This is a genomic window from Hydrocarboniphaga sp., assembly GCF_965279055.1.
Taxonomy (GTDB): Bacteria; Pseudomonadota; Gammaproteobacteria; order Nevskiales; family Nevskiaceae; genus Hydrocarboniphaga.
Window position 1 is genome coordinate 4,192,313 of the sequence record NZ_OZ257125.1, and the last position, 26,531, is coordinate 4,218,843.

Genomic DNA, 26,531 nt, shown 5'->3' on the forward strand with positions numbered 1-26,531 from the left:
TTCGGTTGATCCCGGGTTTGGCCCGGGCCGCGGCTGGCACTCGCCGGCGTTGTTATTCCGCTCGACTCAACGACTCAGGATCGTCACTGCCGATACGCCCGGCGCGCCATACACATGGCCATACGCGGTCTTCGGCGAACCCGGCACCTGGCGTCCACCACCGGCACCGCGCAGTTGCACGACGTTCTCGTAGACCTGGCGCAGGCCCGACGCGCCGATGGGTTCGCCGCAGGCGATGCAGCCGCCGTCGGTGTTGACCGGCAAGGCCGCGTCCAGAGCGGTGCGGCCTTCGGCGATCCAGCGTTCCTGTTCGCCGTCGGCGCAGAAGCCGTTTTCGGCCATGTGGATGATCTCGGCGCCGACTTCGGTGTCCTGCAGCTGCGCGACGTCGATGTCTTCGGGGCCGATGCCGGCTTTTTCGAAAGCCGCCGCGGATGCGATGCGCGTGGCCGAGCCGCCGCGCTCGATGTCGATCGACGGCGCGAACACTTCGAACGAGCCGGGCGGTCGCGTGCGCATCGCCGCGGCTTTCAGGCGGATCATCGGCCCGCCGATCTGGCGCGCGCGCGCTTCGCTGGCCAGCACCAGCGCGACCGCGCCTTCGGCCGGCGAACAGAACATGTACTTGGTCAGCGGATCGCTGACCATTGGCGAATTCAGGATCGTGTGCAGATCGACGGGCTCGCGGCGCCAGGCGTGGTCGGCATGCACCGCGTTGCGGAAACTTTTCTCGGCGACGCGGCCCAGCGTGTTGCGGCTGATGCCGTACAGCGCCATGTAGCGTTGCAGCTTCATCGCGAAGAACTGCGTGGTCAGCATGAAGCCGGCCTCGCCGTACCACTCCGGCAGATTCCAGTCCGCCGGTCGCGGATCGAAAGCGCCGCGCGGATGCTTGTCGAAGCCCACCGCCAGGCCCAGATCGTATTCGCCCGAGCGGATCGAACTCGCCGCCGAGGCCAGCGACGAGCCACCGGTGGCGCAGCCGTTCTTGACGTTGATGAACTGGATGCCGGTCAGGCCGAGCTTGTCGACCATGGTGTCGGCGTTGCCGGAGGCGTCCGAGCCGCCGTACGCGAACTGGATGTCGCGCCAGGCGAGACCGGCGTCGGCCAGCGCGCTGCGCGTCGCGGCGATGCCCATGTCCAATCCGCTCATGCCATCACTGCGACCGAAGCGATGAATGCCGATACCGACGATGCAGACATCGCTCATGCCGCGACCCCGCTCTTGCTGGGGATGAAGGCGTAGGTCAGCAGCGGCGCGCCGTCGGCAGCGGTCGAAAACGCAACCACGGCCAGTTCCATTGGCGCACCGATCTGCAGCCGATCAAAGTCCACGCCTTCCAGGCGCGACTCGACGATGAGCTGTCCGGCGAGTTCGATATAGCCGACCGCGTAGGGCACGAATTGCTCCGGCCCCGCATACGGCGGCGATTTCGGCCGGAAGCGCTGCACGGTCCACGACCACAGCGTGCCGCGATCGGCCAGCGTCACCGGCTCGTACAGCGCGGCTTCGGCGCCGAGCGGAATCGGAAACACGATGCGGCCGGTTTCGCGATGGCGGCCGCCGCGCAGGCGCGGCGGATCGAGCTGCGCGAAAATTTCACTCGCGATCGGGCGGCTCGCCGTCATCGACGGAATCCTTTCATGCCACCATTCTCGCGCTGCCGCCGTTGAACGAGCCGCCGCTGAAGGAGATGTAGCCGAGCTGCGTCGCCTTGAACAAGGTCTGGCTGCGGGTAACCGAATTGAGCTTGGTCGAGGCGCTGTGCATGTGGAAGCGCACCGTCGCGCGGCTGCGCGCGATGATCAGGCTGATTTCGTCGTCGGTCTTGCCCATCGATGCCCAGCGCAGGCATTCGACTTCGCGTTTGCTCAGCACCGGGCCGACCGGCAGACGCTCACGGTTGCACATGCTGCGCACGTAACCGGCGATGAAGTGCCGCGTCAGCACGCCGAGCTGCACCGCATAGGCGTCGAACTCCTGCGCCAGATCGAGCTTGTTGCGATCGGCCGGCACATAGCTGGCCGCGCCGATCTGGCCGAAAGGCAGATGCACCGGCACCACGATCGCCGCCGGCGTCAGGCCGCGACGCACGAAGTCGGCGCGGTCGAGCATGTCCAGCATCGGGTTGGGCAGGCTGGTGCGAAAGCCTTCGGCGTTACACCAGAACGGCTCGCTCTCGTAGCGGCAGGCGGTGGGCAACGGCGACTTCAGCGCCAGCCGCGGCGAGCGCCACCAGCGATCGTCTTCCTCGAACGTCCAGCCGAACACCGAGGTCGCGAGCACGTTGCCGTCGGCGTCCTCCATGCTCTGGTTCACCGCGATGTTGTGGCAGATCGCCACGCGCAGGCCACCCATCGCCGCGGCGATGTCGCGCAGGTTTTCGGCAGCCGGCCGCACATCGGCCGGCGTCGCGATGCGCACACGGCTCACATCATATTGTTCGGACATTTCGCTGTTTCCTCGTTGGTCACACACCGTTTTGCTGCTGTTTTCAACCGGCTTTCTGCGAAGCCGGCGTGTTGTTGCGATACAACATTGCTGCGGCTCAGCTGCTGCCGGCCTCGGCGACCTCGTCGAACGGCTGCTTGATCCAGGCGATACCGCGCCGCAATAGCGTGTAGAACACCGGCAGATCCCAGGCGCAGCGATCCACCGTCGGCCACCAGTCCATCAGCGGCCGCAGGTCGTAGTGGCCGCGGCAGTGGCCCAGCGTCAGGTACAGCACCTGGCCGGCGCCGAGATGACGGATGTAGAACACCGGATGATCGGCGTCGGCCCACTGGCTGTCGACGAACTCCGGCGTGCTGCCGCCGTAGCGCGTATGCAGCAGCACGTCGAGTTCGGCGTGCACGTCCATCAGGTAGATTTCGTCGGTGGTCTCGAAGGGCTCGACACCTTCGACCAGCGGATGCGCGCGATTGGCGACGGTGACCCGGTAAGGCGCGATCGGCGGATGAGCGATGAACTGCGTGCCCAGCGTGTTCATGTGCAGCGGCGCCCAGCGCGGCGATTCGACGCGGCCATCCCGAGTCCAACGCAGGATCGAGTTGCTGCCGTGCAGCGCGTACCAGCGGCCGCCGCGCTCGACCCAGGCGCGGATCGCCTCCTGCGCCGGCAGCGACGGCACGATGTCGCAGGTGTAGCTGATCAGGATGTCGGCCGCCTCGATCGCGGCGATGTGCTCGTAGTCCTCGAAAACGCGCACCTGCACACGGCTGTCTTCAGCCAGCAGCTTGAGCAGCTCGAGCCGGGCGAAGTCGATGTCGTGGTACTTGCCGCCAGCCACCAGCACGCAGCCGATGCGCCGCGGGCGCGCCGTGCTGTTTTCTGCTGGGGACGGGACCTCGGTCACCGGGCGACTCTCCGATCGGGCCAAACGGGACTACAGGCGACCGAGTCTATGCCCGCCCCCGGCCGCCGTGACCTACCAAATCCACTAGGGCGGACCGGGCGGCACGCGCTGTTAACCTCGGCCGACCAGGCCCGCCCTGTCGCCGCCGCATGGCCGCCGCGACCGGCGTGAGCACAACCAGAACGAGGAGCGCGACATGCGATTGCAGGGCAAGGTGGCACTGGTCACCGGCGGCACCAGCGGCATCGGCGCCGCCACCGTGCGGCGTCTCGCCGCCGAAGGCGCGCAGGTGATGTTCACCGGCCGCAACGCCGCGGCCGCCGAGGCGCTGTGCGCCGCAACCGGTGCGCGCTTTCGTGCCCACGCCGTCGAGGACGCGCCCGGCTGGGCCGACCTGAGCCGGGACATCGAGCACAGCTTCGGCCGCCTCGACATCGCCTTCGCCAATGCCGGCATCGAAGGCGGCGACACCGACATCGAGAAGATCGGCCTGCAGGCCTGGAGCAAGATCGTCGAAGTGAACCTGACCGGGCCGATGCTGACCGCGCAGCACGCGATCGCGCTGATGAAGCGCAATCCCGGCGGCTCACGCGGCTCGATCATCCTCAACAGTTCGATGAACGGCATCCTCGCGCTCGGCGGCAACGTCGGCTATTCCACCACCAAGGGCGGGCTGCGGCTGCTGGCCAAATCGATCGCGATGCACTGCGCCAACCAGGGCCTGAACATCCGCTGCAACAGCATCCATCCGGGCGTCGTCGAAACCCAGCTGATCAAGACCGCGATCGCCGGCGCGCCCGATCCGGCGCTGGCGCGCAAGACGCTCGAAGGCCTGGCGCCGATGAAACGCATGGCGACGATGGAAGAAATCGCCGGCCTGGTGGTGTACCTGTCCAGCGACGAGGCGGCCTTCGTCACCGGCGCCGAATACGTGATCGACGGCGGCTCCACCGCCGGCATGAACGGAGTGTAGCGATGGGCACGCCCGCTTTGCCCGCGCATCTGCAGCGCTACGCCGGCAGCGGCGTCTGGCGCGACCGCACGATCGGCGAGCTGGCGCGCGACTGGGCGCAGCGCGAGCCGGACGCGGTGGTGTTCCCGAACGATCCGGCGCAGCCGACGTACGCCAGCCTGCTCGGCGACGCCGAAGCGCTGCTGGTGTCGCTGCAGGAACTCGGCCTGCGCAGCGGCGACGTCATCAGCTTTCAGCTACCGAACTGGATCGAGGCCGCGATCATCAATCTCGCCGCGGCGCTGGGCGGCTACGTGATCAGCCCGATCGTGACCATCTACCGCGACGCCGAAGTGCGGCAAATGCTGGTCGACAGCGGCGCCACGATCCTGTTCTTCGCCGAGCGTTTTCGCGGCTACGACTATGCGGCGATGGTCGAGCGCATCGCCGCCGATCTGCCGGCGCTGCAGCATCGCATCGGCGTGCGTGCCGAAGGCGATATGACGCGCTTCGAATCGCTGCTCGCCGCCGGCCGCGGCCGGCGGCCGCAGCTGCCGAAAGTCGATGCCGACGCGGTCAAGCTGCTGCTGTACACCTCCGGCACCACCGGCCGGCCGAAAGGCGTGCTGCACAGCCACAACAGCCTCGCGCGCGTGTCGCAGATCAGCTATCAGCATTGGGGACTCGGTGCCGGCGACGCGATCCTGATGCCGTCGCCGGTCACGCATATCAGCGGTTACAGCAACGGCCTGGAGCAGCCTTTTCTCGCCGGTACGCGCACCGTGCTGATGGAAAGCTGGGACGCGGCACTGGCCGTGGATCTGATCCGGCGATATCGCGTTGCCGGCACCGTCGCGGCGACGCCGTTCCTGAAGGAACTCGCCGACATGGCACGCGCGCGCGGCGACCGGCTGCCGAGCTTTCGCGTGTTCGCCTGCGGCGGCGCCGCGGTGCCGGCCGACTTGGTGCTCGATGCCAATGCGGCTTTCGAGCAAGCCTGCGCATTCCGCGTCTACGGCAGCTCCGAAGTGCCGCTGGTCACGGTCGGCTGCATGCCGGTCTCGCAACCGCAGCTCGCGGCCACCAGCGACGGCGCGGCGGTGGACTACGAGGTGCGCTTCATCGATGACAACGGTGACGATGTCGCGCCCGGGCGGGACGGCGAGATCGTCGCGCGCGGCCCGGCGATGTTTCTCGGCTACGCCGACGCGGCGCAGACGCGCGAGGCGCTGACGCCGGACGGCTATTTCCGCACCGGCGATATCGGCATGCTCACCGCCGAAGGCGCGATCGTCATCACCGGCCGCAAGAAAGACCTGATCATCCGCGGCGGCGAAAACATCAGCGCCAAGGAGATCGAAGACGTGCTCGGCCGCCATCCGCTGGTGCGTGAATCGGCCGTGGTGTCGATGCCGCATGCGCGTCTCGGAGAAGGCATCTGCGCGTTCGTGATCACCCGTGGCGAGCAACGCCCGGCTTTCGCCGAACTCGCCGGTTTCGTCAGCGCCAGCGGACTGTCCAAGCAGAAATGCCCGGAACGCATCGAGTACCTGGCCGAGCTGCCGCGCACCGCCTCGGGCAAGGTGCGCAAGGACGTTCTGCGCAGCATGATTCGCGCGATGGTCGAAGTCCCGGCGTAATCCTGCGCGGCGCGGCGCAGTCACGCCGACATCGATCTGCCGCGATCTGGAACGGTCGGGCTCAGGCGCGCTTGGCCAGAAACGCGCGCGTCGCCAGCGCAGTGACCCGGGCGCGCGCGGCCGCGTCGGGATAGGCGTCGTAGAGCGCCTGCGACCGCAGCTCGACGCTGATCGGCAGGCCTGGCGGCAGCACCGAAATCAATGCCGACAGCGGCAAGCCGCCCTCGCCGGCCTGCAGCCGTCCGTACACCGCCTCTTGCAGAATGCCGGCGGCGTCGGCGCGCCGTGGCCGCTGCGTCGGCGCGTCGCAGAGCTGCACGTAGCTGAGCCAGCGCGCCGGCAGCGCGGCGACGTCGGCGACGGTGCCGCCGGAGCGATCCAGATGCAGCGCATCGACCAGCAGCGCCGCGTTCGAATGATCCACGGCCGACACGATCGCCGACGCGGTGCCGATATCCTTGACCTCGGTGAACAGGCCGAACTCCAGCGACACGCGCAGCGGCGCGCGCGCGACGTGCTCGCAGAGCTGTTCGAATTTTTCCATCGTCGCGCACAGGTCCGGATCGGAACTCACCACCAGCGCATTCGCGGCGCCGAGTTCCAGGCCGATATCGAGAATGCGCCGGTGCGCCGGATCGAGCGGGCCGGGCTTGATCCAGATCACTTCGACATCGATCAGATCCAGGCCGCTGTCACGCAGACCGCGCCGCACTTCGGTGACGGTGCCGGCGCTCCACTGATCCGGCTCCACCCACAGGCCGACCGCATCGAAGCCGCCGGCGGCGGCCGCGGCGATCGTCGCCACTGGGCCGAGTTCGGGCACCACGCCCGAGGCCAGTGCGATGCGATGCAGCATGTTTATGCCCTGGCGGCGGCCGCGGCGGCGATCGACGCGCCGATTTCCTCGCGCGTCGGATTGCGCCGCAGCGTCAATCCACCATTGACCTGCAGGTTCTCGCCGGTCATGAAGCACTCGTCGCTGCACAGCCAGGCCGCGGCCGCGGCCACGTCGTCCGACGTCCCGATACGGCCCAGCGGATAGCCGGCGATGAAGCTGTCGAACATGCCGGGGATTTTCTTCGCCTCGGCGTTCATCGGCGTATCGGTCAGGCCCGGTGAAATCGAGTTCGCGCGAATGCCGTGCTTGCCGTATTCGTGGGCGATGCAGCGGATGATGTGGTCGCTGCCGGCCTTGGTGCCCATGTAGGCGGCGTGATCGTTGAGCATGATCGTCGCCGTGGCCGAACTGATCTGGATAATCGAGCCGCCGGGCTGCGGGTTTTTCATCATCGCCTCGATCATCGACTGGTAGAAATGGAACGGGCCGGTGAACTGCAATGCGGTGATGCGCTGCAACTCGTCTTCGGTGGTCTCCAGAAAATTCTTCAGAAACCCCCAGCCGGTGGCGTTGATGCCGATGTCCAGACGGCCTTTCCAGTCGAAGGCGCGCTGCGCGGCATCGACGATATCGCCGCGCCGGGTGATGTCGCATTGCAGCGCCAGGCCGCCGACTTGTTCCGCGAACTGCTGCAAGGGCTCGAGCTGGCGCCCGGCGACGATGATCGCCGCGCCTTCGGAATGCAGGCGACGCGCGATCACCTGGCCCATGTTGTCCTTACCGGCGGCGCCGATGATCAGCGCCACTTTCGATGCGAGTCTTTTCATCGTGCTGTCTCCATGCGCCGCGATCCGGCCGCGATGCAGCGAGTTAACGCGCGCGCCATCGGCACGAACAACTGACCCTATGGATAGGGTGTCGCCTGCAGACGCCTCTGACATAGTCGTTGCAGCCGAAACCGGCGCAGCACACCAGGAGATAGTCGTGGATCTAGGACTCAAAGGACTCAAGGTCATCCTGACCGGCGGCAGCCGCGGCACCGGCCGCGCCGCGCTGGAAATTTTTGCCGCCGAAGGCGCCGATGTGGGCTTTTTTTCGCGCAACCAGCGGCAGATCGACGAGGCGGTGGAATCGCTGTCGCGCCACGGCGGCAAGGTCGTCGGCCGACAGGGCGATCTCAGCGATCTGGACGCCTATCCGTCGCTGCTCAAGGGCATTGCCGACGAACTCGGCGGCTGCGACATCTTCATCCCCAGCGCCAGCGCCTCGGGCTCCAAGCTCGCCCAGGACTGGAGCGCCTGCTTCAACATGGACGTGCTCGGCACGGTCAGGGGCTGCGAGGCGATGGAGCCTTATCTGGAGAAATCAAAGCACGGTTCGGTGATCGTGCTCGCCAGCACCGCGGCCACCGAAACCTTCTTCGCCCCGCAGGCGTTCAACGCGGTCAAGGCCACCTTGATCACCTACTCCAAGCAGCTCGGCCAGGCCTGGGGCGCGAAAGGCATCCGCGTCAACACCGTGTCGCCGGGTCCGGTGTGGTTCGAAGGCGGCAACTGGGACGACATCAAGCGCGACATGCCGGAGCTGTACAAGGCGACGCAGGACCAGATGGTGATCGGCCGCTTCGGCGTCGCCGAAGACGTGGCGAAAACGATCGTGTTTCTGGCCAGCCCGGCGTCGGGCTGGACCACCGGCACCAATGTGATCGTCGACGGCGGATACACCAAGCGCGTGCAGTTTTAAGGAACCTCCGAAGCGGCGATTCGCGCGCAGGCGGGGATCCGGTGCGGCCATCACCGGCACCGGGATTCCCGCCGGCGCCGTAACGAGATTTGCGGACGCTATTGCGCGATCCGCAACATCATCTTGCCCTGATTGCTGCCTTCGAACAGCCGCAGGAAAGCCGGCAAGGCGTTTTCGATACCGTCGTCGATATGCTCGTCGGCGCGTAGCTTCCCCTGAGCCAGCCAGCTCGCCATCTCAAGCGCGCCTTCGCCGAAACGCGGCAGGAAGTCCGAGATCAGGAAGCCGCTGATCGTCGCGGACTTGACGATCAGCTCCCAGATATTGCGCGCCCCGATCCTGCCGCTGGTGCTGTTGTATTCGCTGATCAGGCCGCACAGCGCGATGCGCGCACCGCGTTTGAGATTTCGCAGCGTCGCATCCAGCACGACGCCGCCGACGTTCTCGAACACCACGTCGACACCGTCGGGCGCGGCAGCGGCAATGGCGGCGGCGAGTTCGTCGACGCTCTTGCCGCGGTAATCGACCGCGACGTCGTAGCCGTAGTCGCGGAGCAGGCGCCGGCATTTGTCGGCGCCGCCGGCGATGCCGATGGTTCTGCAGCCCTTGATCTTCGCGATCTGGCCGACCAGCGAGCCGACGGCGCCGGCCGCGCCCGACACCAGCACGGTGTCGCCGGCGCTGGGCTTGCCGACTTCGAGCAGGCCGAAGTACGCCGTCAAACCCACCGCGCCGAGTACCGACAGATAGTTGGTCACCGACGGCACCGCATCGGCGTCGATCGCCATCGTGAAGCCGCCGGGCGATACCAGCGACACGTCTTCGATCGCGTTAAGTCCCAGCACCCATTGACCCACCGCGAATTCCGGGTTGCGCGAGGCCAGCACTCTGCCGACCGTGGTCGCGCGCACCGCGTCGCCCAGCGCCACCGGCGGCAGGTAGGAAGGCAGGTCGTCGAGCCAGCCGCGGATCGCCGGGTCGAGCGAGGCGCAGACATTGCGCACCAGCAACTGGCCCGGCTGCAGCGATGGCAGCGGCGCGGTCAGCAGCGCAAAGTCTTCTGCAACCGGCAGCCCGTTCGGCCGGCGCTGCAAGGTGAAACGTCGATTGATCTGCAGCGCGGCATCGGCATGGTCGTTCATGCACCGAGCATAGGGCGAGCCTGCGCGGCCGGATACTGTCCAAACTGCTCGGTTTCATTGGTGCGCATCACGCCTATGGTGGCGGATCCCAACCAGGAGTCTGCAATGGCCACGATGCGTCAATTCCGGCTCGCTGCGCATCCGCGCGGACGCGGCCTGCTGGACAGCGATTTTGAACTGGTGACGCTGGTGCGGCCGCAGCCGGCGCAAGGCGAAGTGTTGATGAAGCTGCGCTGGCTGGGCTTCGATCCGTCGCAGAAAGGCTGGATGGAAAACTACGGCGGCTATGTCGCGCCGATGCACATCGGCGACGTGATGCGCGGCACCGGCATCGGCGAAGTGGTCGAAAGCCGCAACCCGGCAATCCCGGTCGGCACGCTGCTCAGCGGCATGACCGGCTGGAGCGAATACCTGGTCAGCGACGGCAGCGGTTTCATCGCCGCTGAACCGGCGTTGCCGCCGACCGCGATGCTGTCGATCCTCGGCCTGACCAGCCTGACCGCCTGGCATGGGCTGTTCGAAATCGGCAAGCCGGTCGCCGGCGACACCGTGCTGGTGTCGGGTGCGGCCGGCGCCACCGGATCGGTGGTCGGCCAGCTCGCCAGGATCGCCGGCTGCCGCATCGTCGGCATCGCCGGCGGCGCCGAGAAATGCCAGTGGCTGACGCAGGTCGGCGGCTACGATATCGCGCTCGACTACAAGGCAGGCGACCTGAAGGCGCAGTTGCGCAAGGCCCTGCCCAAGGGCGCCAACATCGTCTACGACAACGTCGGCGGCGAGACCCTCGACGCGATGCTCAACGTGCTCGCCGACGGCGCGCGCGTGGTGATCTGCGGCGCGATCAGCCGCTACGAGACCGGCGGCAAGCCGCAGGGGCCGGGCAACTACTTCAACCTGGTGTTCAAGCGCGCCCGCATGGAAGGCTTCATCCTGTTCGACCACGAGCACCGCTTCGCCGACATGCGCCGGCGCCTGACCGAACTCGCGGTCGCCGGCCGGCTGAGCTGGCAGATCGATGAGCAGCAGGGTTTCGAGAACGCGCCGGCGACCTTGCGCCGGCTGTTCGACGGCAGCAACCGCGGCAAGCAGATCCTGAAAGTCTGAAGCATCGCCCGGAACCGCTGGGCGGCCATCCTTCGCCGGCCCGGCAGGCGTCGAATCAGGCGCGCGCCGCTGGCGAAATCACCCAGCGGATCGCGTTCTCGATCAGCCGGCGATAGATCGGGTTGTCGTAAGTCTGCTGATCGTCGCCCGGCTGCAGATAGACCAGCGGGCTGTTGATCGCGCGCTTGCACCAGCCGATCAGCGACGAGCCGTCGGCATGCGACCAGCCCTCGTTGCTGTACATGACGCCGTTCATCGCGGCCGTCGCCGAATGGAAATTGTCGCGCGTGAACCGGTGACTCGACCGCAGCAGCGGCGTCACTTCGGACTCGAACACTTCGCCCAGGTACAGCTCGTCGCGCATCGCGAATGTGCCCGGAATGCCGGCCATCACCGGATGCTCAGGCGCCAGCACTTCGGCCTGATATTCCACTTGATGGCGATAGCCGGAATCCGGCCGGTTCTCGCCGCGCAGCCTGCCGGGGCGATACAGGAACGTGCCACCGAGATAATCGGCGTAAGCCGGCCAGGCCGGCCAACCGGCAAGCGAATGATGCAGCGCGACGATGCCCTTGCCCTCTTCAAGCAGCGCTTCGAACCCGCGCTTGAAAGCCTCGCCCGGATCGATGTACGCCGGCTTGTCGACCGTGGCTTCGAAGTCCAGGCCCGGCATGTCGTACAGCAGCAGCGCGTCGTAGGGGCGCATGCCTTCGGGGTTCATCAGCTGCGCGGCGGCCGGCTGATCCACCACCGTGGCCGAAATGCCCGGCAGCGACTGGAACAGCGCATCGAGCGCATTGCGGTCGAAAGGATGGCCGCGTACCGCGAGCAGGACTTTGACCGGCGCTCGGTATTCGATGATCGGCATCGTGGTGCTCCTGTTGTTCGTATCAAAAAAAAGGCGGTGCCGCATTCCGCTGACGGAACCCGGCACCGCCTGGGAGCGGCCTCTACAACTTAGAAGCGATACGTGCCCTGCAGCAGCAGCTCGCGGGTGCGACCGACGCTGACCCAGACTTCGTCCGGCGTGCCGAAAGGCTTGTCGGACGAGGCGACGCCGTAATGCTTGTTGGTCAGGTTGCGGCCGATCAGCGCCACTTCCCAGGCATCCGATCCCTGATACAGACGCGCACTGGCATTGATGCGCGTGAAGCCGCCCTGCCAGGCCAGCGGATGCTCGTTCTCCTGCATCCAGTAGCCGCTGGTGTAGTTCGCGTCGCTCGACAGGCCGAGGAAGATGTTGTCGGTCAGCTCGCTGTCCCAGGTCAGGCCGCCGGTCACATTCCATTCCGGCGCACGCACCAGCGCGGTACCGGACAGGTCCTGCGTGTTGGTATCCGAGTCGCAACCGCTGGCGTCGTCCTGACCGGCATAGCAGGGCGCCCCTTCAAAGCTCAGATACTCGGCCTTGTTGTAGCCGGCTGCTGCGCGCAACCGCAGCTGGTGCGTCGCCGCGAACGAGCTTTCGATTTCGGCGCCGGTGGTGCGCGCCGAGGCCGCGTTGCGGATCGTGAACGACGGCGGCGTCGGATTGAACGAGGTCAGCTGCAGGCCGTCGAACTTGTAGCGATACACCGCCGAGGTGATGGTCAGACGACGATCGAGGAACTCGCCCTTGGCGCCGATTTCACCGCCCTTGGCTTTCTCGGACTTGAAGCCGAGCACGTCCGAGGTCTGGCCGAACGACAGAATCGACGGGTTGGAGAAACCGCCCGACTTGTAGCCGGTCTTGTAGGCGGCGTAGAAGGTCGAGTTCTTGGTCGGATGGTAGGACAGCGTCGCCTCGGGTGAGACGTTGTCGTCGCTGAACTTGCCGCGCGTGAACACACCCTCTTCGGCGGTGATCTGCAGCGGCGCGAACTGGTCGTTGACATAGGAGTTGCCGACCGACAGCTTCTTGTCTTCGTGCGTGTAGCGAGCACCGCCGGCGAGTTCGACGTTTTCGACGATCTTCCAGCTGAGCTGCGCGAAAGCCGAATAAGCCGAGTTGCTGTTGGTGGTCAGCAGGGTCCAGTTGTTGTACTGCCCGTTGCGGCTGTCCAGGCCGACCGGCGCGATGAAGCCGTTGCCGGTGGTGTCGCGGCTGCCATGTTCGAAGTACAGGCCGGTGGTGAAGTTCACCGGCGTTTCGAAGTTCGAGGCCAGACGGAGTTCCTGGGTGAAGCTGTCGCTCTTGTCCTCGTTGTAGCCGAGCACGGCGGTGCTGGCGTCGAAACCGAAGTTGTCGAAGCTGCCGTTCTTGTAATTCCAGTAGCCGGTGACCGAAGTCAGCAGGAAGGAATCGAACTTGTAGTTGGCGCTGTTGGACGCCAGCATCGACTTGTAGTTGGTGTAGGGCTTGCCGTCCTTGGCGCCGGGATACGCCGCAGCGCGATCCGGATTCAGAGCACCCAGCGAGCGCTTGCCGTCGAGACCGCAGTCGCCATAGGGGTCGACGACGTAGGTGCCGGACAACAGATCCAGCGTGCGCGGATGCTCGTCGCAGAGCAGCTCGGTGCCGGCGGTTTCGCCGTTGTCGTGCAGGTTGGAACCGAACACTTTCAGCGTCGAATCGAGTCTGTCGTTGGGGTTCCACTGCACCGTCAGACGGCCCAGATATTCGCGCGTGCCCGGATCCTCGCCATGTGCGGCGCCGGCCGTCGGAAAGTCCGGATCGCTGGGCATCGTCACCGGGCCGGCGACGTTGTCGATATAGCCGTCCATCTTGCTGGCGCGGCCGGCGAAGCGATACTTCAGGGTGTCGGTGATCGGGCCGGACACGGCGCCTTCGATGATGCGCTCGCCGGCTTCGAACTCGTAACCACCGCGCAAGTAGCCGGAGAATTCGTCGGTCGCTCCGGCGGTGCGCAGCGAAATCACGCCGCCCGGGCTGTTCTTGCCGAAGAACAGCGCCTGCGGGCCTTTCAGCACTTCCACCTGCTGGATGTCGAAGAAGCTCTGCGTGACCAGGCGTCCACGGCTGATCTGCAGGCCGTCGACGTTCAGCGCGACGGTCTGTTCGATACCGGCGTCGAGCGCAGAAGAACCCAGGCCGCGAATCGTGAACGAGGCGCCGGCGCCACCGCCGCCGGTCTTGGCGATGATCACCTGCGGCACCATCTGGCCGATCTTGCCCAGATCGGTTGCGGCATAGCGGTTCAGATCCGCAGCGCTGACCGCGGACACCGCGACCGGCACGTCGAGCAGGGTTTCGTTCTTCTTGCGCGCGGTGACGATGACTTCTTCGGTAGCGAAAGCGCTGTCGCCGCTTTCTGCAGCCGCGGCTTCCGCGGCCGGAGCCGGCGCGTCCGGCGCTTCGGCGCCAGCCGCTGCGGGCGCCGCTTCCTGAGGCGCTGCGATTTCGGCCGGTGCGGCGATCGGCGCCGTTTCCTGCGCCATTGCCGGCGTCGCGATCAGCAGCAACGAAGCGGAACCGGCAAGCGCATGGCGCGTGGTCCTGCGGGCACGATTGACTGTCATTTTCTCTCCTTCCACATAATTGTTCTATTAGGTGACTGATTATGGAAAGCGGCAGTTTTTACTCAACTGCTTAAAGTGACAGGTCGCGGCAATAGCAGTGGAATACCCACAGAAACGCTAGGTTTTCTTCACGTCGCGAGCGCGCACGCCACCGAGCCAGTCGCCGGTGAGCTGGTTGTGTGCATGCGCCAGATGATGCGCGCTGAACGCCGCGTCGATAGCGGCGCGCTTGCCCTGCAGGTCTTCGATCTGGTTGAAGATCTGCTTGGCCAGCGCCAGTGCGAAACGCGGCGATTGCGCGGCTTTTTCTGCCAGCGCGATCGCGGCGCCATGCAACTCGGCCAGCGGCACCAGGCGATTGACCATGCCGATCTCATAAGCGCGCTGCGCGCTCATGCGCTCGCCCAGATAGAGAAACTCGCGGGCGATGCGGGGGTGCATCTCGAAGGCATGCGCAAAATATTCAACGCCGGGCACGCCCATCTTCAGCACCGGATCGCTGAAGAAGGCATCCTCGCTGGCGACGATCAGATCGCAGATCCAGGCCAGCATCAGGCCGCCGGCGATGCAGGCGCCCTGCACCGCCGCGATCATCGGCTTGGGCAGTTCGCGCCAGCGCCGGCACAGGCCGAGATAGCTCTCCTGCTCGCGCACATAGTGGGTTTCGGCGCCCACGGTGCCGACATGGTCGTACCACAGCGTCCTGCGATCCGGCCATGATGTGGCGAAGTCGCTGCCCGGCGTGCCGATGTCGTGGCCGGATGAGAAATGCCGGCCTTCGGCGCGCAGCACGATGACCTTGACGCTGTCGTCACTGGCGGCGCGACGCAGCGCGCCATCGAGCGCGTACAGCATCTGCGCGTTCTGCGCATTGCCGAACTTCGGCCGGTTGAGGCTGACGATCGCGATTGCATCCTGCTGCGCGTACAGAACCGGCGCGTCGGTCTCGTATACCGCTGCGGCGGCGGCCGCAGCGGTATCGCTTGCAGGCGTCACACGCCGACCTTGGCTTCACCCTCGGCGATCATCTGCGCGATCAGCTTGTGCATCAGGCGGATGCGCATTTCCGAGTACAGGCTGAAGTGGACGACGCCGGTGCCCGAACTCTTCAGGCCGGTCTGCACTTCCGGCAGGTTTTCCATGTCCTGCTCGAACACCGGGCCGAGCGCACCGATCATCGGCGACGACGACCAGTCCTCGCCCAGACCCAGCCGATGTTCGGTGACCGGTTTCGGACGCGGGCCTTGCTTGGGCACGCGCTTGAGGATGATCACGTCCATGATCGAGGTGTCGGGGTCGAGGCCGTTCGGCCTCCAGCGATACACCACGTTCGGCGCGTAGCCCGCCCAGAAACTCATGTGCGGGAAGACGTTGTACAACAGCGCGTCGATGATCTCGGCGTCGGACACCTGCGAGTAGTCCCAGCCGTCCTCGTCGCCCAGTGATTTTCGCGTGACTTCGCAGGCATACATGCGCGCGGTCACGCCCTGCTCCAGGGTCATCGGCGCATCCGGCGTATCGCGTGCATTGTTGACCTTCTTCGACACGCCGTCCTTGTCGCTGTGGCCGCCGGACACGTGGCTGCCACCGGCGGCTTCCATCGCTTTCAGGATGTCGATGTCGCCGAAGTTACGATCGGCCAGCGTCGGACTGACGACGCCGGTGGCGGTGAACTGGCGCGTCACGTAATCCGACAAGGCGTCGTACTGGCTGTTGACGTCGCCGAGAAACGGCGCGAGCTGCGGATGGGTGACGATGGTGTGATGGCTTTCCATGAAGGCCTCGGCCATCACCTTCCAGTTGCAGGGCACGATCTTGGACACGTGCGCGGCCTTGTAGCGGTTGGCAAAATCGTAGCGGTCGAAGTGATCGGCCAGCGGCTTCAGGTAATGCATCAGCGGCTTGGCCGCCGGATCGAAGTTGATGAAGACGAAGCCGCCCCAGGTTTCCACCCGCACTTCGGGCAGGCTCATGTCCTTGCCTTCGAACTGCGGGAAATCCCACTTGATCGGGTTGTGCTTGAAGCTGCCGTCGCTGTCCCAGGCCAGGCCGTGATATTTGCAGCGGAAGGTGCTGCGATGGCCGCATTCGTCGACCAGCTTGCGGCCGCGATGCAGACAGGAGTTGTAGAAGGCCTTGATGCTGCCGTCCTTCTGCCGCGACACGATCAGGCTCTTGCCGACGTTCTCATAGACGAACACGTCGCCGGCGTTGGGGATGTCTTCCTCGCGGCAGGCCCACTGCCAGACCTTGAGCCAGACATGGCGCACTTCCTTGTGGAAGAACGTCGGGTCGAAGTAGTTGGTGACCGGAATGCCTTCTTCACCGAGGTTGCGCGTCGGCCCCTGGCGCAAATGATCGGGGATCGTGCGCGTATCGCGCTCCAGAATGTCCTCGTAGGACTCGGACGGATGGCGATCGGCTCTGAATTCAGCATTACCCACGGTGTTCTCCTCGTCGACGTTACATTGCTGCGCTGCTGAGGCCGTGCTGGGAACCACGGCGACGCGACGCATGCCAGGCTGTGTACGGCCAGCTTGTCACCCCCGCTCCGGCGCGCCACCTATCACTTGTCATAGAAAACAAACCGCGCGTCCTGTTGCAGACTGTTCATCAGGTTTTTTGACCAACGGCAGCACCGAACCAGGCGCCACGACGCCGACGGACACCGCACCGCACCGCGGCGCCGACAATGTACCCGCGGGAGAACCACGGCAATGGATGGATTGGCACTGGCGCGGCTGCGCCCCGAGAGCCTGGCGCATATCGCCGACGACGAGCGCAACCCGCGCTGGCAGCAGCGCAAAAGCCTGGCGACACGCAACGCGCTGCTCGACGCCGCGCTGCTGTGCCTGGCCGAAGACGGCTACGGCGGCTGCTCGCTGCAGTCGGTGGCCAACCGCGCCAGAGTGTCGCGCGGCGCGATGCTGCATCACTACGCCAGCAAGCTCGAACTGATGAGCGCGGTCATCGAATACGCGTTCTACCGGCGCATGGCGCTGTTCCTGGAACGCATCCGCGCGCTGTCCGACGACGAGCGCATGGAGCGCAACCTGGGCATCGCGGTGTCCTACCGCATCAGCCAGACGCCGGAATACCGCGCCTACCTGGAATGCCACATCGCCTCGCGTACCGATCCGGAACTGCGGGCGATCTTCCTGCAGCGCTCCGAGCTGTATCACCACGTCTGGAGCGAAGAAGTGCGCAAGGTGTTCCCCGAATGGGGCGGCGACCCGCGACTGGACATGCTCAACGACTTCGTCTGGGTGATGGTCGACGGCCTGGCGCTGAACAGCGACATCTGGGACGACGAGGTGCGCGTGCAGACGATCATCGACTTCGTTGCGCAGACCATCCGCCGGCTGCGCCTCGGCGACGCCGGTACCTGACATCGCAGATCCCAGAATACGCAGAAAACCGCCAGAAACCGCCGGACTGGCAAAGGTGCCAGTTGTCGCCATCGCGCGGGCTGCGTACTAAAGCGGCAGTACAACAGGAGAATCACATGACCGGCGCCACCGCAACACAGCCGTCACGCGACACGATGCTCGACATCTACCGTCGCGCCAACCTGATCTATCGGGCCGACGAGAAATTCCGCCAGATGATCATGGGCGGCCAGTTGCAGATCATCTACTACAGCCCGCGCGGCCAGGAGATCCTGTCGGCCGCGCTGATGGCGGCTGTGAACCGCAGCGATTACCTGATCACGACTTACCGCGGCATTCACGACCAGCTCGCCAAGGGCATACCGCCGCGCGAGCTGTGGGCGGAATTCGCTGGCAAGAAGACCGGCACCTGCAAGGGCAAGGGCGGGCCGATGCACATCACGCATCCGGACACCGGCGTAATGGTCACCACCGGCATCGTCGGCTCCGGCCTGCCCATCGCCAACGGCCTGGCGCTGGCCAGCCAGCTGGAAGGCGACGGCAAGGTCACCGTGGTCTGCTTCGGCGACGCGGCAACCAATATCGGCGCCTTCCACGAGGCGCTGAACCTGGCGCAGATATGGAAGCTGCCGGTGATCTTCGTGTGCCAGAACAACCTGTACGGCGAGCACACGCCGCAGGCCAAATCCACAGGCTGCAAGGAGCTGATCGACCGCGCGCCGGGCTACGGCATCCGCGCGGTGTCGGTCAACGGCAACGATGCGTTCGCGATGCATACGGCGGCAAAACAAGCCGTCGAATACGCGCGCGCCGGCAAGGGCCCGACGTTCATCGAGGCCAAGACCTTCCGCTTCTTCGGCCATCTGCTGGGTGACGACAGCCACTACATCCCGGCCGAGGAAATGGCCGCGGCCAAGGCCGCCGACCCGATCCCGGCCTACCGCGGGCAGCTGCTGGCGCTGGGCATCGAAGCCGCGGCGCTGGATGCGATCGACGCCGACATCGCCGCGACGATCGAAGAGGCCGCGCAGTTTGCGCTGGTCAGTGAATACCCCGACGCGAGCGAAATCCGCCTCGACGTTCTTGCCCAGGAGATCGCAGCATGAGCGCGCAAGCCACTGCCGATATCGCCGCCGCCAAACCGGCCAAAGCCAAGCGCATCAGCTTCACCCAGGCGATCACGATGGCGATGGACGAGGCCATGGCCGCCGACCCGCGCGTGATCCTGATGGGCGAAGACATCGCCGACGAGGAAGGCGGCGGTGTGTTCACCGCGACCAAGGGCCTGTCGACCAAGTACGGCACCGCGCGCGTGCGTTCGACGCCGATCAGCGAGCAGGCCATCGTCGGTGCCGCGGTCGGCGCCGCGCTGGTCGGCTATCGCCCGGTCGCCGAAATCATGCTGATGAATTTCATCACCGTGGCGATGGATCAGGTGGTCAATCACGCGGCGAAGCTGCGCTTCATGTCCGGCGGCCAGACCAGCGTGCCGCTGACGATCCGCACCTCCACCGGCGCGGGCGCCGGTTTCGGCGGCCAGCATTCCGACATGCTCGAAGCCTGGTTTGCGCACGTGCCCGGCCTGAAAGTGGTGACCGCGTCGAACCCCGCCGATGCCAAGGGCTTGCTGCTGTCGTGCATACAGGACGACGATCCCTGCATCTTTATCGAAAACACCCTGGCCTACGGCGTCACCGGGGCCATGCCGGAGCCGGGCTACAAGGTGCCGCTGGGCAAGGCCGCGATCGCGCGCGAAGGCACGGATGTCAGCGTGATCGCCTACGGCCCGGCCGTGGTCAACGCGCTGGCGGTCGCCGCGACGCTCGAAGCCGAAGGGGTGTCGGTGGAAGTGATCGACCTGCGCACGATCGCGCCCTACGACGAGGCCGCAGTGCTGGCTTCGGTTGCGAAAACGCGTCGCGCCGTGGTCGTGCATGAGGCCGTGAAGAAGTTCGGCGTCGGTGCCGAAATCTCCTCGCTGATACACGAGAACCTTTTCGGCCAGCTGAGGGCACCGGTTGCGCGTATCGGCTCGTCGTACTCGCCGGTGCCGTTCTCCCCTGCGCTGGAAAAGGCCTTTCTCTACAGCCGCGAAGAAATCCAGGCGGCGATCCTGAAAACCATGGGGCGATAGCACAATGGCAACCGAAATCCGCATCCCGAAAATCGGCATCAGCATGACCGAGGCGACCTTGTCCGAGTGGATGGTCGCCGACGGCTCCGCCGTCGAAGCCGGCGCGCCGCTGTATGCGATCGAGATGGAGAAATCAGCGACCGAAGTGCCGTCGCCGGCCAGCGGCAAGCTGAAGATCATCGCCGAAATCGGCGAGGTCTACGAAGTCGGCACCTTGATCGCGACCATCGAATGAAATTCTACGACTCGGTGGGCCCGAACCCGCGTGTTGTGCGCATGTTCGCGGCCGAGAAGCACATCAGCTTCGACGAGATCGAGGCCATCGACATCATCGCCGGCGACAACCGTCGGCCGCCGTACATGCCCGCGGTGAATCCGCTCGGCGGCACGCCGGCGCTGGTGTTGCCCTCGGGGCAGGTCATCACCGAAATCCTGGCGATCTGCGAATACCTGGAAGAACGCCAGAGCGCGCCGGCGCTGATCGGCGCCACACCCGAAGAACGCGCCAACACGCGCATGTGGTTGCGTCGCGTCGACCTGGGCTTCGTCGAGCCGCTGGTGCTGGGTTTTCGCGCCGCCGAAGGCCGCGAGATGTTCGCGGCTCGCGTGCTGCTCGCGCGCGCCGAAGCGGCACCGGATCTGAAAGCGATGTCGCTGAACCGGCTCGACTGGCTGGAGTCTTCACACGGCGGCGCCGACTACCTCGCCGGCGAGGCCTTCACCATCGCCGACATCCTGCTGTACTGCTTCGTCGACTTCGCACTGCTGATCGGCATGACGCCGCTGCAGGGCCGGCCGTGGCTGTCGGCCTGGTTCTCGCGCGTGTCCGCACGGCCCAGTTCGAAGGCCTAGGCAAAAGACTCAGCCGCGATCGAACCGAAGGTGCAGCGACAGCACCCCGCGCAACAGCGGACTCGGGCTGAAGCGGAAGCTGTTGAGCCCTTCGGCAAAACGTAGGTTGCGCAAGCGCTGCAGCACGATCGGCAAGGCCACGACCATCTCCTTGCGCGCCAGCGCCGCGCCCAGGCAGACATGGGCGCCGTGTCCAAACGCCAGGTGCCGGCCGGCGTTGTCGCGATGGATGTCGTAGCGCTCCGCATCGGCAAACCGCTCGCCGTCGCGATTGGCCGCGCCGAAGCGTAGCAGCATGGTTTCACCCGCCTTCAGCGCGACGCCGCCGAGTTCGGTATCGGCGGCGACGACGCGCCACATGTTGTTGGTCGGCGACAGATGGCGCAGCGATTCCTCGACCATGTTCGCGGCCAGCGCCGGATCCGCCTGCACTTCGGCGAGCTGCTGCGGATGCTGCAGCAGCTGGTAGATCGCATAGGTCAGCGTGTGCGCCGTGGTCTCCTGGCCGGCGTTGAAGATCTGTTGCAGGATCGCGTACAGCTCGGCGTCGTTAAGTGGCCGGCCGCCGTGCTCGTCGTCGAGGCTGGCGTACACCAGGTCGGAGATGATGTCGTCGCGACGCTGCGCGCGGCGCGCCGCGATCGCCGCCAGGAAATACTGCTGCAGTTCGATCTCCTTGCGCGCGCTGGCCAGCCGCTCCCCGCGTTCGGCGTTGCCGGCGAGCCGCGCGATGCCGGCACGCAGCCAATCGTGAAAACGCTCGACGTCGCCACGCTCGATACCAAGCGCGTCGGCGACCACGATCGACGGAAGGTGATCGGCGAAACCGGTCTTGAACTCGACCACGCCGTCGCCGATGAAGCGATCGATCAGATCATGCGTGGTGCGCTCGATATAGGCCTGCATCGCCGCGACGCGTGCCGGCGTGAACGCTTTCATCGCGATGCGCCGGTAGCGCGTATGCTGCGGCGCGTCGGCGGTCAGCAGCGTGTCGACCCAGGGCAGGCCGGCGGCCATGATCGCGGCCTCCTCCTGGTCCAGCCGGCCGGTACCGCCGCTGTTCAAAAGATGCGCGAAATGGCTGGAAAACAGCGCCGGATTGCGCGTGACCTGCTGCACCAGATCATAGCGGGACACGGCGACGATGCCGGTCTTCGGGTCGCGGAACACCGGCGCCTCCTCACGCAAGCGCGCGTAATAGGCGTACGGATCCTGCAGCAGGCCGGGGTCGGTCGCGTCGATCTGCGCCAGCGGCGGCACATCCGTGAGGGCATGCATAAGACTCTCCTGCCATGGTTTTTACCAGCGCAAGCTAGCCACTAAACATCGCGTCCACACGCTATTACTTTGTGCAGCTTATGCCGCCTCGCGTAGCGCCCCTATGCTGGGGAATGAACGACACTCCGACCAAGAGCGAATTGCTGGCGCAAGCCTGCGAGCGGCTCGGCCTGCCGCGCGGCCGCTATACCGTCAAGCCGCTGGACCGCCTGCGCAAGTACATCGCCACGCGCCTGACCGACAGCGCGCGCGACATCCCGCACTTTCCGCTGACGGCCGACATCGCGCTCGACGCGATGCTCGATGCGCGCGTCGCCTACAACCTTGAATCGTCGGCCAGGATTTCGGTCAACGACCTGATGGTCAAGGCGGTGGCGCTGGCGCTGGTCGAAGTGCCGGAAGTCAACGTCAGCTACATGGCCGAGGGCATGCTGCAGCACCATCATGCCGACGTCGCCGTGGCGGTCGCGATCAAGGGCGGCTTGACGACGCCGATCGTGCGTGCGGCAGAAACCAAGGCGATCGCGCAGATCGCCAGCGAGATGCGCGATCTGGCGATGCGCGCGCAAGGCATGCTGCTCAAGCCCGACGAATACACCGGTGGCAGTTTCACCGTGTCCAACCTCGGCATGTACGGCATCGCCAGCTTCGGCTCCATCATCAATCCGCCGCAGGCGGCGATCCTGTCGGTAGGCGCCGCGCGCGTCCGCGTGGTGCTACAGGACGGCGCCGCTGCCGAGCAGCGCTACATGAGCGTCACGCTGACCTGCGATCACCGCGCGATCGACGGCGCCACCGGCGCGCGCTGGCTGCAGGCGCTGCGCGGCCTGATCGAGACGCCGGCACCGCTGTTCACCTGACATGAAGCCGGAGTCCAAGATGCCCGCGACCACCACGGCGCAAACGCTCGCCGACCTGCTGGATCGCGCCGCGATCAGCGACACGATCTTCAAGTACGCCACCGGCATCGACCGCCGCGACTGGCCACTTTATCGCTCGATCTTCACCGACGAAGTCGAATTCGATTTCACCAGCTGGCGCGGTGTGCGCGAAACCATGCGCGCCGACGACTGGATCGTGTCGGTGCGCCAGACCCTGGCCTGCTTCGACGCAACCCAGCACAACATGACCAACCCTGTGATCACGCTGGCCGGCGACGAGGCGACGATCGTCGTGCACATGGTGGCGATGCATCACTTCGAAGGCGAGATGCAGCAACTCGGCGGCTTTTACACCAATCGCCTGCGCCGCGACGCGAGCGGCTGGAAAATCAGCGCCTGTTGCCTGACCATCACCTGGGAACAGGGCGAACGTGCGCTGTTCGAGCGCGCCGCCGCGCGTGGGCCACGGCCACGAGTCGATGTCGGCGCGCAAGGCATCTGAACCACGACAACGAGGAGAACGCAGATGGGCAGAATCCAGGGCAAGATCGCGCTGGTCACCGGCGGTGCCTCGGGCCTCGGTGAAGCGATCGTGCGGCGCTATGTCGCCGAAGGCGCACAGGTGGTGATCGGCGATATCGACCTCGCTGCCGCAAAAACACTCGCTGAAGAACTCGGCGACGCGGTCAGCGTGCTGGCGCTGGACGTGACGCGCGAGGCCGACTGGATCGCCACCTTCGCGGCGATCGAGCAGCGTCACGGCCGCATCGACGTGCTGGTCAACAACGCCGGCATCACCACGGTCGGCAGCATCGAGTCGCTGTCGCTGGAAGGTTTCAGGACGATGCTCGACATCGATCTGATCGGCGTATTCCTAGGCTGCAAGCACGTCACACCGCTGATGAAGCGCAGCGGCGGTTCGGTGATCAACATGGCCTCGATGTGCGGCCTGAAAGCCGATGCCGAACTGCTGGGCTACAACGCCGCCAAGGCCGGCGTCACCATGCTGACCAAATCCGCGGCGCTGCACTACGCGCGCCAGCGTTACGGCATGCGCTGCAACTCGATCCATCCCGGTGCGATCCATACACCGATCCTGGAGAAAGTGATGTCGCAGGTCGCCGACCCGAAGGCGCTGTACGACTCCTGGGTCAGTGGCCATCCGATCGGCCGCCTCGGCAGGCCCGAAGAGATCGGCGCGATCGCGCTGTACCTGGCCAGCGACGAATCGGCGTTTGCCACCGGCGGCGAATTCGTCGTCGATGGCGGATCGTCGCTGTAACCGTAGACTGCACCACCGCCAGCCATTCGTCCCGAATAGCGGGCACCCCACAGAGAGATCATGGACTTTTCACTTTCGCCGCGCCTCGCCGAGCTGCAGCAACGCGTGCGCGACTTCATCGCCAGCGACGTCATTCCGCTGGAGCGCGATCCGCGCCAGGGAGCGCACGGTCCACACGAGGCGCTGCGCGTCGAACTCACCGACCGCGCGCGTCGCATCGGCCTGCTGACACCGCATGCCTCGATCGAACTCGGCGGCCTCGGCCTGTCGCATGTCGAGAAAGCGATCGTGTTCGAGGAAGCCGGCTATTCGCCGTTGGGGCCGGTGGCGCTGAACGTTCACGCGCCCGACGAAGGCAATATCCATTTGATGGAACAGGTCGCGACCGAGTCGCAGAAACAGCGCTGGCTGAAGCCGCTGGTCGAAGGCCGCACCCGTTCCTGCTTTGCGATGACCGAGCCCGCACCGGGTGCCGGTGCCGATCCGGCGATGCTGATGACACGCGCGGTGCGCGACGGCGACGACTATCTGATCAGCGGTTCGAAGTGGTTCATCACCGGTGCCGAAGGCGCGAGTTTCTGCATCGTCATGGCGAAGATGGACGACGGCAGCGCGACCATGTTTCTGGCCGACATGGACCAGCCCGGCATCCGCCTGGAGCGGCTGATGGATTCGCTGGATTCCTGCTTTGCCGGCGGCCACGGCGTGCTGCATTTCGATCAGCTGCGTGTGCCCGCCGCTGACGTGCTCGGCGAAATCGGCAAGGGCTTCCGCTATGCGCAGATCCGTCTGGCGCCGGCGCGGCTGACGCACTGCATGCGCTGGCTGGGCCAGGCACGCCGCGCTCACGACGTGGCGCTGGCCTATGCGCGCAAACGCCAGGCGTTCGGCAAGACTCTGGGTGAACACGAAGGCGTCGGCTTCATGCTCGCCGACAACGAAATGGATCTGCACGGCGCGCGCCTGTCGATCTGGCACACCGCCTGGATGCTCGACCAGGGTTCACGCGGCAACATCGAATCCAGCATCAGCAAGGTCGCCGTCTCCGAAGCGGTGTGGCGCGTCGTCGATCGCTGCGTGCAGATCCTCGGCGGCCAGGGCGTCACCGACGAAACCATCGTGATGCGCATCTTCAAGGACGTGCGCGCCTTCCGCATCTACGACGGCCCCAGCGAAGTGCATCGCTGGAGCATCGCGAAGAAGCTGCTGGCGGAGACGGCGCGCTGAAAGACGGCGGGTCGTGGGCCGCCGTCTCAGGGAACCTCTTAATTCAATGCCAGCGCGTAAAGCCGCGCGATATCGGCGCTGCCGTCGCTGGCCTTGATCGTGCTCCAGCTACGCTTCGCCGCGGCCTTGTCGCCGGCCAGCGCTTGCGCATAACCCAGATGCAACAGCGCCTGATCGGCCGACTTCAGAGCGCCCTTGGCGATGCCCTGCTGCATCAGCGCGAGGCCTTTTTCGCTTTGCCCATACGCGACATAGTTGAAGCCGGTGTTGACCAGCGCGTCGCCGCTAGCCTGCGCGGCAGCGGCTTTCTCGCCTTCGGCGAGCGTGGCCTTGTCTTCGGCGATCTTCTTGGTGACCAGATCCTTCAGGCGCTGATGGCGCGGCGCGTCGGGGCCGGCACCGAGCAGCTTCGCGGCGTAGCCCTCGTCGACGAACTTCTGCGCCTCGCCCGGAAAGCCGGACTGCAGCGCCAGCTGCGCGGCCTCCATGTAGTCGTCGGCCTTTTCCATCGTGCCGGTGGCGTCGCGCAGCCGGTACATGTCCAGATCCAGGCGATCGGAGAAGCCGGGCTTGCGCTGCGTGCGCACCAGCAGATCGAGCCAGTATTCCTTCTTCGGGCTGTAGGTGACCAGCTGCTCCAGCGCCGCGGTGTAGGCGACCATGTCGTTCTGCTTCAGCGCGCAGGAGGCCAGCAGCTGCAGCTGCGTGTCGGTCGGCTTCTTGCCGGCGGCGGCGAGGTCCTTGATCTCGGCGCTCAGCGCGACCGAGGCTTCCTGGTACTTGCCGGCCAGATATAGCGATTGCGCATACAGGCCCAGCGTCTCGGCGCTGGTGCCACCGGCGGCCTTGTACTGCTGGATGGCGCTGGCGGTCTTGGCGTAGTCCTTCGAGGCGTAGGCGATCTTCACGTAGGCGTCGAGCGTCGGCAGCTTTTCGGCAGGCGGCAGTTCGGACGACACCAGCACCTGCTCGTAGGCACTGAGCGCCGTCTTGTAGTCGCCCTGGCCTAGTGCCGCTGAGGCCTTCAGCCGCGCGACGATGTAGCTCTCGTAGGCGCTGAGTTTGCCGACCGCTTCAGCGGCCGTGATCTGCGCGGCGGCGCCTTTGTAGTCCTTGGCGGCGAGCGCCGTCTGCGCGTCCTGCAAGGGCTTGCCGACTTCCGGTCTCAGGGTCTGTTTGTCCGCAGAAAAAACCTGGCCACTGATCAGGCTCAGCGCCAGGAGTACGGTGCGGGAGGTTTTCATGTTGGTGT

The 26,531-nt window shown here is 65.8% G+C and carries 26 protein-coding genes; 13 read left to right on the forward strand and 13 right to left on the reverse strand.

Annotated features, from left to right (window positions below; genetic code table 11):
- Window positions 1–66: 66 nt before the first annotated feature.
- The 4 genes from ACQZF9_RS18885 to ACQZF9_RS18900 all read right to left on the reverse strand — a co-directional run bounded on the left by ACQZF9_RS18885 (window position 67) and on the right by ACQZF9_RS18900 (window position 3,358).
- Window positions 67–1,212, reverse strand: a complete 1,146-nt coding sequence (locus tag ACQZF9_RS18885) for a thiolase family protein (protein ID WP_428310510.1) — start codon at window positions 1,210–1,212, stop codon at window positions 67–69.
- Window positions 1,209–1,631, reverse strand: coding sequence for a Zn-ribbon domain-containing OB-fold protein (locus ACQZF9_RS18890; RefSeq protein ID WP_428310511.1), 423 nt, complete (start codon window positions 1,629–1,631; stop codon window positions 1,209–1,211). Before ACQZF9_RS18890 ends, ACQZF9_RS18885 begins: the two co-directional genes overlap by 4 nt.
- Window positions 1,632–1,644: 13 nt before the next feature.
- Window positions 1,645–2,454: a LuxR C-terminal-related transcriptional regulator gene (locus ACQZF9_RS18895; RefSeq protein ID WP_428310512.1), complete on the reverse strand. Its 810-nt coding sequence runs from the start codon at window positions 2,452–2,454 to the stop codon at window positions 1,645–1,647.
- A 97-nt stretch (window positions 2,455–2,551) separates the two neighbouring features.
- Window positions 2,552–3,358, reverse strand: coding sequence for a ThuA domain-containing protein (locus ACQZF9_RS18900; RefSeq protein ID WP_428310513.1), 807 nt, complete (start codon window positions 3,356–3,358; stop codon window positions 2,552–2,554).
- A gap of 196 nt (window positions 3,359–3,554) precedes the next feature.
- Here ACQZF9_RS18900 and ACQZF9_RS18905 point away from each other — a divergent pair, with 196 nt between their 5' ends.
- Window positions 3,555–4,331, forward strand: a complete 777-nt coding sequence (locus ACQZF9_RS18905; RefSeq protein WP_428310514.1) for an SDR family NAD(P)-dependent oxidoreductase — start codon at window positions 3,555–3,557, stop codon at window positions 4,329–4,331.
- A gap of 2 nt (window positions 4,332–4,333) precedes the next feature.
- Window positions 4,334–5,950: an AMP-binding protein gene (locus ACQZF9_RS18910; RefSeq protein ID WP_428310515.1), complete on the forward strand. Its 1,617-nt coding sequence runs from the start codon at window positions 4,334–4,336 to the stop codon at window positions 5,948–5,950.
- Window positions 5,951–6,011: 61 nt separating this feature from the next.
- Here the strand turns inward: ACQZF9_RS18910 and ACQZF9_RS18915 are convergent, their stop codons facing one another.
- Together ACQZF9_RS18915 and ACQZF9_RS18920 are read right to left on the reverse strand one after the other, a co-directional pair.
- Window positions 6,012–6,806 carry a sugar phosphate isomerase/epimerase family protein gene (locus ACQZF9_RS18915; protein ID WP_428310516.1) on the reverse strand — a complete coding sequence of 265 codons (795 nt, stop codon included), beginning with the start codon at window positions 6,804–6,806 and terminating at the stop codon, window positions 6,012–6,014.
- A gap of 2 nt (window positions 6,807–6,808) precedes the next feature.
- On the reverse strand, window positions 6,809–7,615 hold the full coding sequence (locus ACQZF9_RS18920; protein WP_428310517.1) for an SDR family oxidoreductase: 807 nt from the start codon (window positions 7,613–7,615) through the stop codon (window positions 6,809–6,811).
- A gap of 157 nt (window positions 7,616–7,772) precedes the next feature.
- On the opposite strand from ACQZF9_RS18920, the gene ACQZF9_RS18925 reads away from it, so the two are divergent.
- The gene (locus tag ACQZF9_RS18925; RefSeq protein ID WP_428310518.1) at window positions 7,773–8,531 is read left to right on the forward strand and encodes an SDR family NAD(P)-dependent oxidoreductase; all 759 of its coding nucleotides are present in this window, start codon (window positions 7,773–7,775) and stop codon (window positions 8,529–8,531) included.
- Between the two features lie 98 nt (window positions 8,532–8,629).
- On the opposite strand, the gene ACQZF9_RS18930 is transcribed toward ACQZF9_RS18925, so the two are convergent.
- The gene (locus ACQZF9_RS18930; protein WP_428310519.1) at window positions 8,630–9,673 is read right to left on the reverse strand and encodes an NADP-dependent oxidoreductase; all 1,044 of its coding nucleotides are present in this window, start codon (window positions 9,671–9,673) and stop codon (window positions 8,630–8,632) included.
- Window positions 9,674–9,778: 105 nt separating this feature from the next.
- Here ACQZF9_RS18930 and ACQZF9_RS18935 point away from each other — a divergent pair, with 105 nt between their 5' ends.
- Window positions 9,779–10,777 (forward strand): NADP-dependent oxidoreductase, encoded by a 999-nt coding sequence (locus ACQZF9_RS18935; RefSeq protein WP_428310520.1) that lies wholly within the window; start codon window positions 9,779–9,781, stop codon window positions 10,775–10,777.
- A 55-nt stretch (window positions 10,778–10,832) separates the two neighbouring features.
- Here ACQZF9_RS18935 and ACQZF9_RS18940 read toward each other — a convergent pair whose 3' ends face one another.
- From ACQZF9_RS18940 to ACQZF9_RS18955, 4 genes are all read right to left on the reverse strand, one after another.
- A complete protein-coding gene (locus ACQZF9_RS18940; protein ID WP_428310521.1) occupies window positions 10,833–11,645 on the reverse strand; it encodes a ThuA domain-containing protein in 813 nt (270 codons plus the stop codon).
- Between the two features lie 89 nt (window positions 11,646–11,734).
- Window positions 11,735–14,236, reverse strand: a complete 2,502-nt coding sequence (locus ACQZF9_RS18945) for a TonB-dependent receptor (RefSeq protein ID WP_428310522.1) — start codon at window positions 14,234–14,236, stop codon at window positions 11,735–11,737.
- A 117-nt stretch (window positions 14,237–14,353) separates the two neighbouring features.
- Window positions 14,354–15,232 carry an enoyl-CoA hydratase gene (locus ACQZF9_RS18950; protein ID WP_428310523.1) on the reverse strand — a complete coding sequence of 293 codons (879 nt, stop codon included), beginning with the start codon at window positions 15,230–15,232 and terminating at the stop codon, window positions 14,354–14,356.
- Entirely contained in the window at window positions 15,229–16,680 is a 1,452-nt protein-coding gene (locus ACQZF9_RS18955; RefSeq protein ID WP_428310524.1) for an aromatic ring-hydroxylating oxygenase subunit alpha, read from the reverse strand. Before ACQZF9_RS18955 ends, ACQZF9_RS18950 begins: the two co-directional genes overlap by 4 nt.
- 273 nt (window positions 16,681–16,953) lie before the next feature.
- On the opposite strand from ACQZF9_RS18955, the gene ACQZF9_RS18960 reads away from it, so the two are divergent.
- The 5 genes from ACQZF9_RS18960 to ACQZF9_RS18980 all read left to right on the forward strand — a co-directional run bounded on the left by ACQZF9_RS18960 (window position 16,954) and on the right by ACQZF9_RS18980 (window position 20,611).
- Window positions 16,954–17,625, forward strand: coding sequence for a TetR/AcrR family transcriptional regulator (locus tag ACQZF9_RS18960; protein WP_428310525.1), 672 nt, complete (start codon window positions 16,954–16,956; stop codon window positions 17,623–17,625).
- A 116-nt stretch (window positions 17,626–17,741) separates the two neighbouring features.
- On the forward strand, window positions 17,742–18,731 hold the full coding sequence (locus tag ACQZF9_RS18965; protein ID WP_428310526.1) for a thiamine pyrophosphate-dependent dehydrogenase E1 component subunit alpha: 990 nt from the start codon (window positions 17,742–17,744) through the stop codon (window positions 18,729–18,731).
- Window positions 18,728–19,759, forward strand: coding sequence for an alpha-ketoacid dehydrogenase subunit beta (locus ACQZF9_RS18970; RefSeq protein WP_428310527.1), 1,032 nt, complete (start codon window positions 18,728–18,730; stop codon window positions 19,757–19,759). The genes ACQZF9_RS18965 and ACQZF9_RS18970 overlap by 4 nt, the downstream gene beginning before the upstream one ends.
- Window positions 19,760–19,763: 4 nt before the next feature.
- Window positions 19,764–19,994, forward strand: coding sequence for a biotin/lipoyl-containing protein (locus tag ACQZF9_RS18975; protein WP_428310528.1), 231 nt, complete (start codon window positions 19,764–19,766; stop codon window positions 19,992–19,994).
- Entirely contained in the window at window positions 19,991–20,611 is a 621-nt protein-coding gene (locus ACQZF9_RS18980; RefSeq protein WP_428310529.1) for a glutathione S-transferase family protein, read from the forward strand. The genes ACQZF9_RS18975 and ACQZF9_RS18980 overlap by 4 nt, the downstream gene beginning before the upstream one ends.
- 9 nt (window positions 20,612–20,620) lie before the next feature.
- Here ACQZF9_RS18980 and ACQZF9_RS18985 read toward each other — a convergent pair whose 3' ends face one another.
- Entirely contained in the window at window positions 20,621–21,889 is a 1,269-nt protein-coding gene (locus ACQZF9_RS18985; RefSeq protein WP_428310530.1) for a cytochrome P450, read from the reverse strand.
- A gap of 113 nt (window positions 21,890–22,002) precedes the next feature.
- On the opposite strand from ACQZF9_RS18985, the gene ACQZF9_RS18990 reads away from it, so the two are divergent.
- From ACQZF9_RS18990 to ACQZF9_RS19005, 4 genes are read left to right on the forward strand one after another with little or no spacing between them, the layout of a single operon-like run.
- Window positions 22,003–22,749, forward strand: coding sequence for a 2-oxo acid dehydrogenase subunit E2 (locus ACQZF9_RS18990; protein ID WP_428310531.1), 747 nt, complete (start codon window positions 22,003–22,005; stop codon window positions 22,747–22,749).
- 19 nt (window positions 22,750–22,768) lie between these two features.
- Window positions 22,769–23,272, forward strand: a complete 504-nt coding sequence (locus ACQZF9_RS18995) for a nuclear transport factor 2 family protein (protein WP_428310532.1) — start codon at window positions 22,769–22,771, stop codon at window positions 23,270–23,272.
- A 24-nt stretch (window positions 23,273–23,296) separates the two neighbouring features.
- Window positions 23,297–24,052, forward strand: a complete 756-nt coding sequence (locus ACQZF9_RS19000; protein ID WP_428310533.1) for a glucose 1-dehydrogenase — start codon at window positions 23,297–23,299, stop codon at window positions 24,050–24,052.
- Window positions 24,053–24,112: 60 nt separating this feature from the next.
- Window positions 24,113–25,279 carry an acyl-CoA dehydrogenase family protein gene (locus ACQZF9_RS19005; protein WP_428310534.1) on the forward strand — a complete coding sequence of 389 codons (1,167 nt, stop codon included), beginning with the start codon at window positions 24,113–24,115 and terminating at the stop codon, window positions 25,277–25,279.
- Between the two features lie 38 nt (window positions 25,280–25,317).
- Here ACQZF9_RS19005 and ACQZF9_RS19010 read toward each other — a convergent pair whose 3' ends face one another.
- On the reverse strand, window positions 25,318–26,523 hold the full coding sequence (locus tag ACQZF9_RS19010; RefSeq protein ID WP_428310535.1) for a hypothetical protein: 1,206 nt from the start codon (window positions 26,521–26,523) through the stop codon (window positions 25,318–25,320).
- Between the last annotated feature and the right edge of the window lie 8 nt (window positions 26,524–26,531).

Coding starts and splice junctions, on each gene's coding strand:
- ACQZF9_RS18915 (WP_428310516.1), bottom strand. CDS start 6,806: ATGCTGCATCGCATCGCACTGGCCTCGGGCGTGGTGCCCGAACTCGGC.
- ACQZF9_RS18935 (WP_428310520.1), top strand. CDS start 9,779: ATGGCCACGATGCGTCAATTCCGGCTCGCTGCGCATCCGCGCGGACGC.
- ACQZF9_RS19005 (WP_428310534.1), top strand. CDS start 24,113: ATGGACTTTTCACTTTCGCCGCGCCTCGCCGAGCTGCAGCAACGCGTG.
- ACQZF9_RS18920 (WP_428310517.1), bottom strand. CDS start 7,615: ATGAAAAGACTCGCATCGAAAGTGGCGCTGATCATCGGCGCCGCCGGT.
- ACQZF9_RS18905 (WP_428310514.1), top strand. CDS start 3,555: ATGCGATTGCAGGGCAAGGTGGCACTGGTCACCGGCGGCACCAGCGGC.
- ACQZF9_RS18965 (WP_428310526.1), top strand. CDS start 17,742: ATGACCGGCGCCACCGCAACACAGCCGTCACGCGACACGATGCTCGAC.
- ACQZF9_RS19000 (WP_428310533.1), top strand. CDS start 23,297: ATGGGCAGAATCCAGGGCAAGATCGCGCTGGTCACCGGCGGTGCCTCG.
- ACQZF9_RS18990 (WP_428310531.1), top strand. CDS start 22,003: ATGAACGACACTCCGACCAAGAGCGAATTGCTGGCGCAAGCCTGCGAG.
- ACQZF9_RS18885 (WP_428310510.1), bottom strand. CDS start 1,212: ATGAGCGATGTCTGCATCGTCGGTATCGGCATTCATCGCTTCGGTCGC.
- ACQZF9_RS18995 (WP_428310532.1), top strand. CDS start 22,769: ATGCCCGCGACCACCACGGCGCAAACGCTCGCCGACCTGCTGGATCGC.
- ACQZF9_RS18930 (WP_428310519.1), bottom strand. CDS start 9,673: ATGAACGACCATGCCGATGCCGCGCTGCAGATCAATCGACGTTTCACC.
- ACQZF9_RS18890 (WP_428310511.1), bottom strand. CDS start 1,631: ATGACGGCGAGCCGCCCGATCGCGAGTGAAATTTTCGCGCAGCTCGAT.
- ACQZF9_RS18975 (WP_428310528.1), top strand. CDS start 19,764: ATGGCAACCGAAATCCGCATCCCGAAAATCGGCATCAGCATGACCGAG.
- ACQZF9_RS18940 (WP_428310521.1), bottom strand. CDS start 11,645: ATGCCGATCATCGAATACCGAGCGCCGGTCAAAGTCCTGCTCGCGGTA.
- ACQZF9_RS18980 (WP_428310529.1), top strand. CDS start 19,991: ATGAAATTCTACGACTCGGTGGGCCCGAACCCGCGTGTTGTGCGCATG.
- ACQZF9_RS19010 (WP_428310535.1), bottom strand. CDS start 26,523: ATGAAAACCTCCCGCACCGTACTCCTGGCGCTGAGCCTGATCAGTGGC.
- ACQZF9_RS18960 (WP_428310525.1), top strand. CDS start 16,954: ATGGATGGATTGGCACTGGCGCGGCTGCGCCCCGAGAGCCTGGCGCAT.
- ACQZF9_RS18970 (WP_428310527.1), top strand. CDS start 18,728: ATGAGCGCGCAAGCCACTGCCGATATCGCCGCCGCCAAACCGGCCAAA.
- ACQZF9_RS18895 (WP_428310512.1), bottom strand. CDS start 2,454: ATGTCCGAACAATATGATGTGAGCCGTGTGCGCATCGCGACGCCGGCC.
- ACQZF9_RS18910 (WP_428310515.1), top strand. CDS start 4,334: ATGGGCACGCCCGCTTTGCCCGCGCATCTGCAGCGCTACGCCGGCAGC.
- ACQZF9_RS18985 (WP_428310530.1), bottom strand. CDS start 21,889: ATGCATGCCCTCACGGATGTGCCGCCGCTGGCGCAGATCGACGCGACC.
- ACQZF9_RS18945 (WP_428310522.1), bottom strand. CDS start 14,236: ATGACAGTCAATCGTGCCCGCAGGACCACGCGCCATGCGCTTGCCGGT.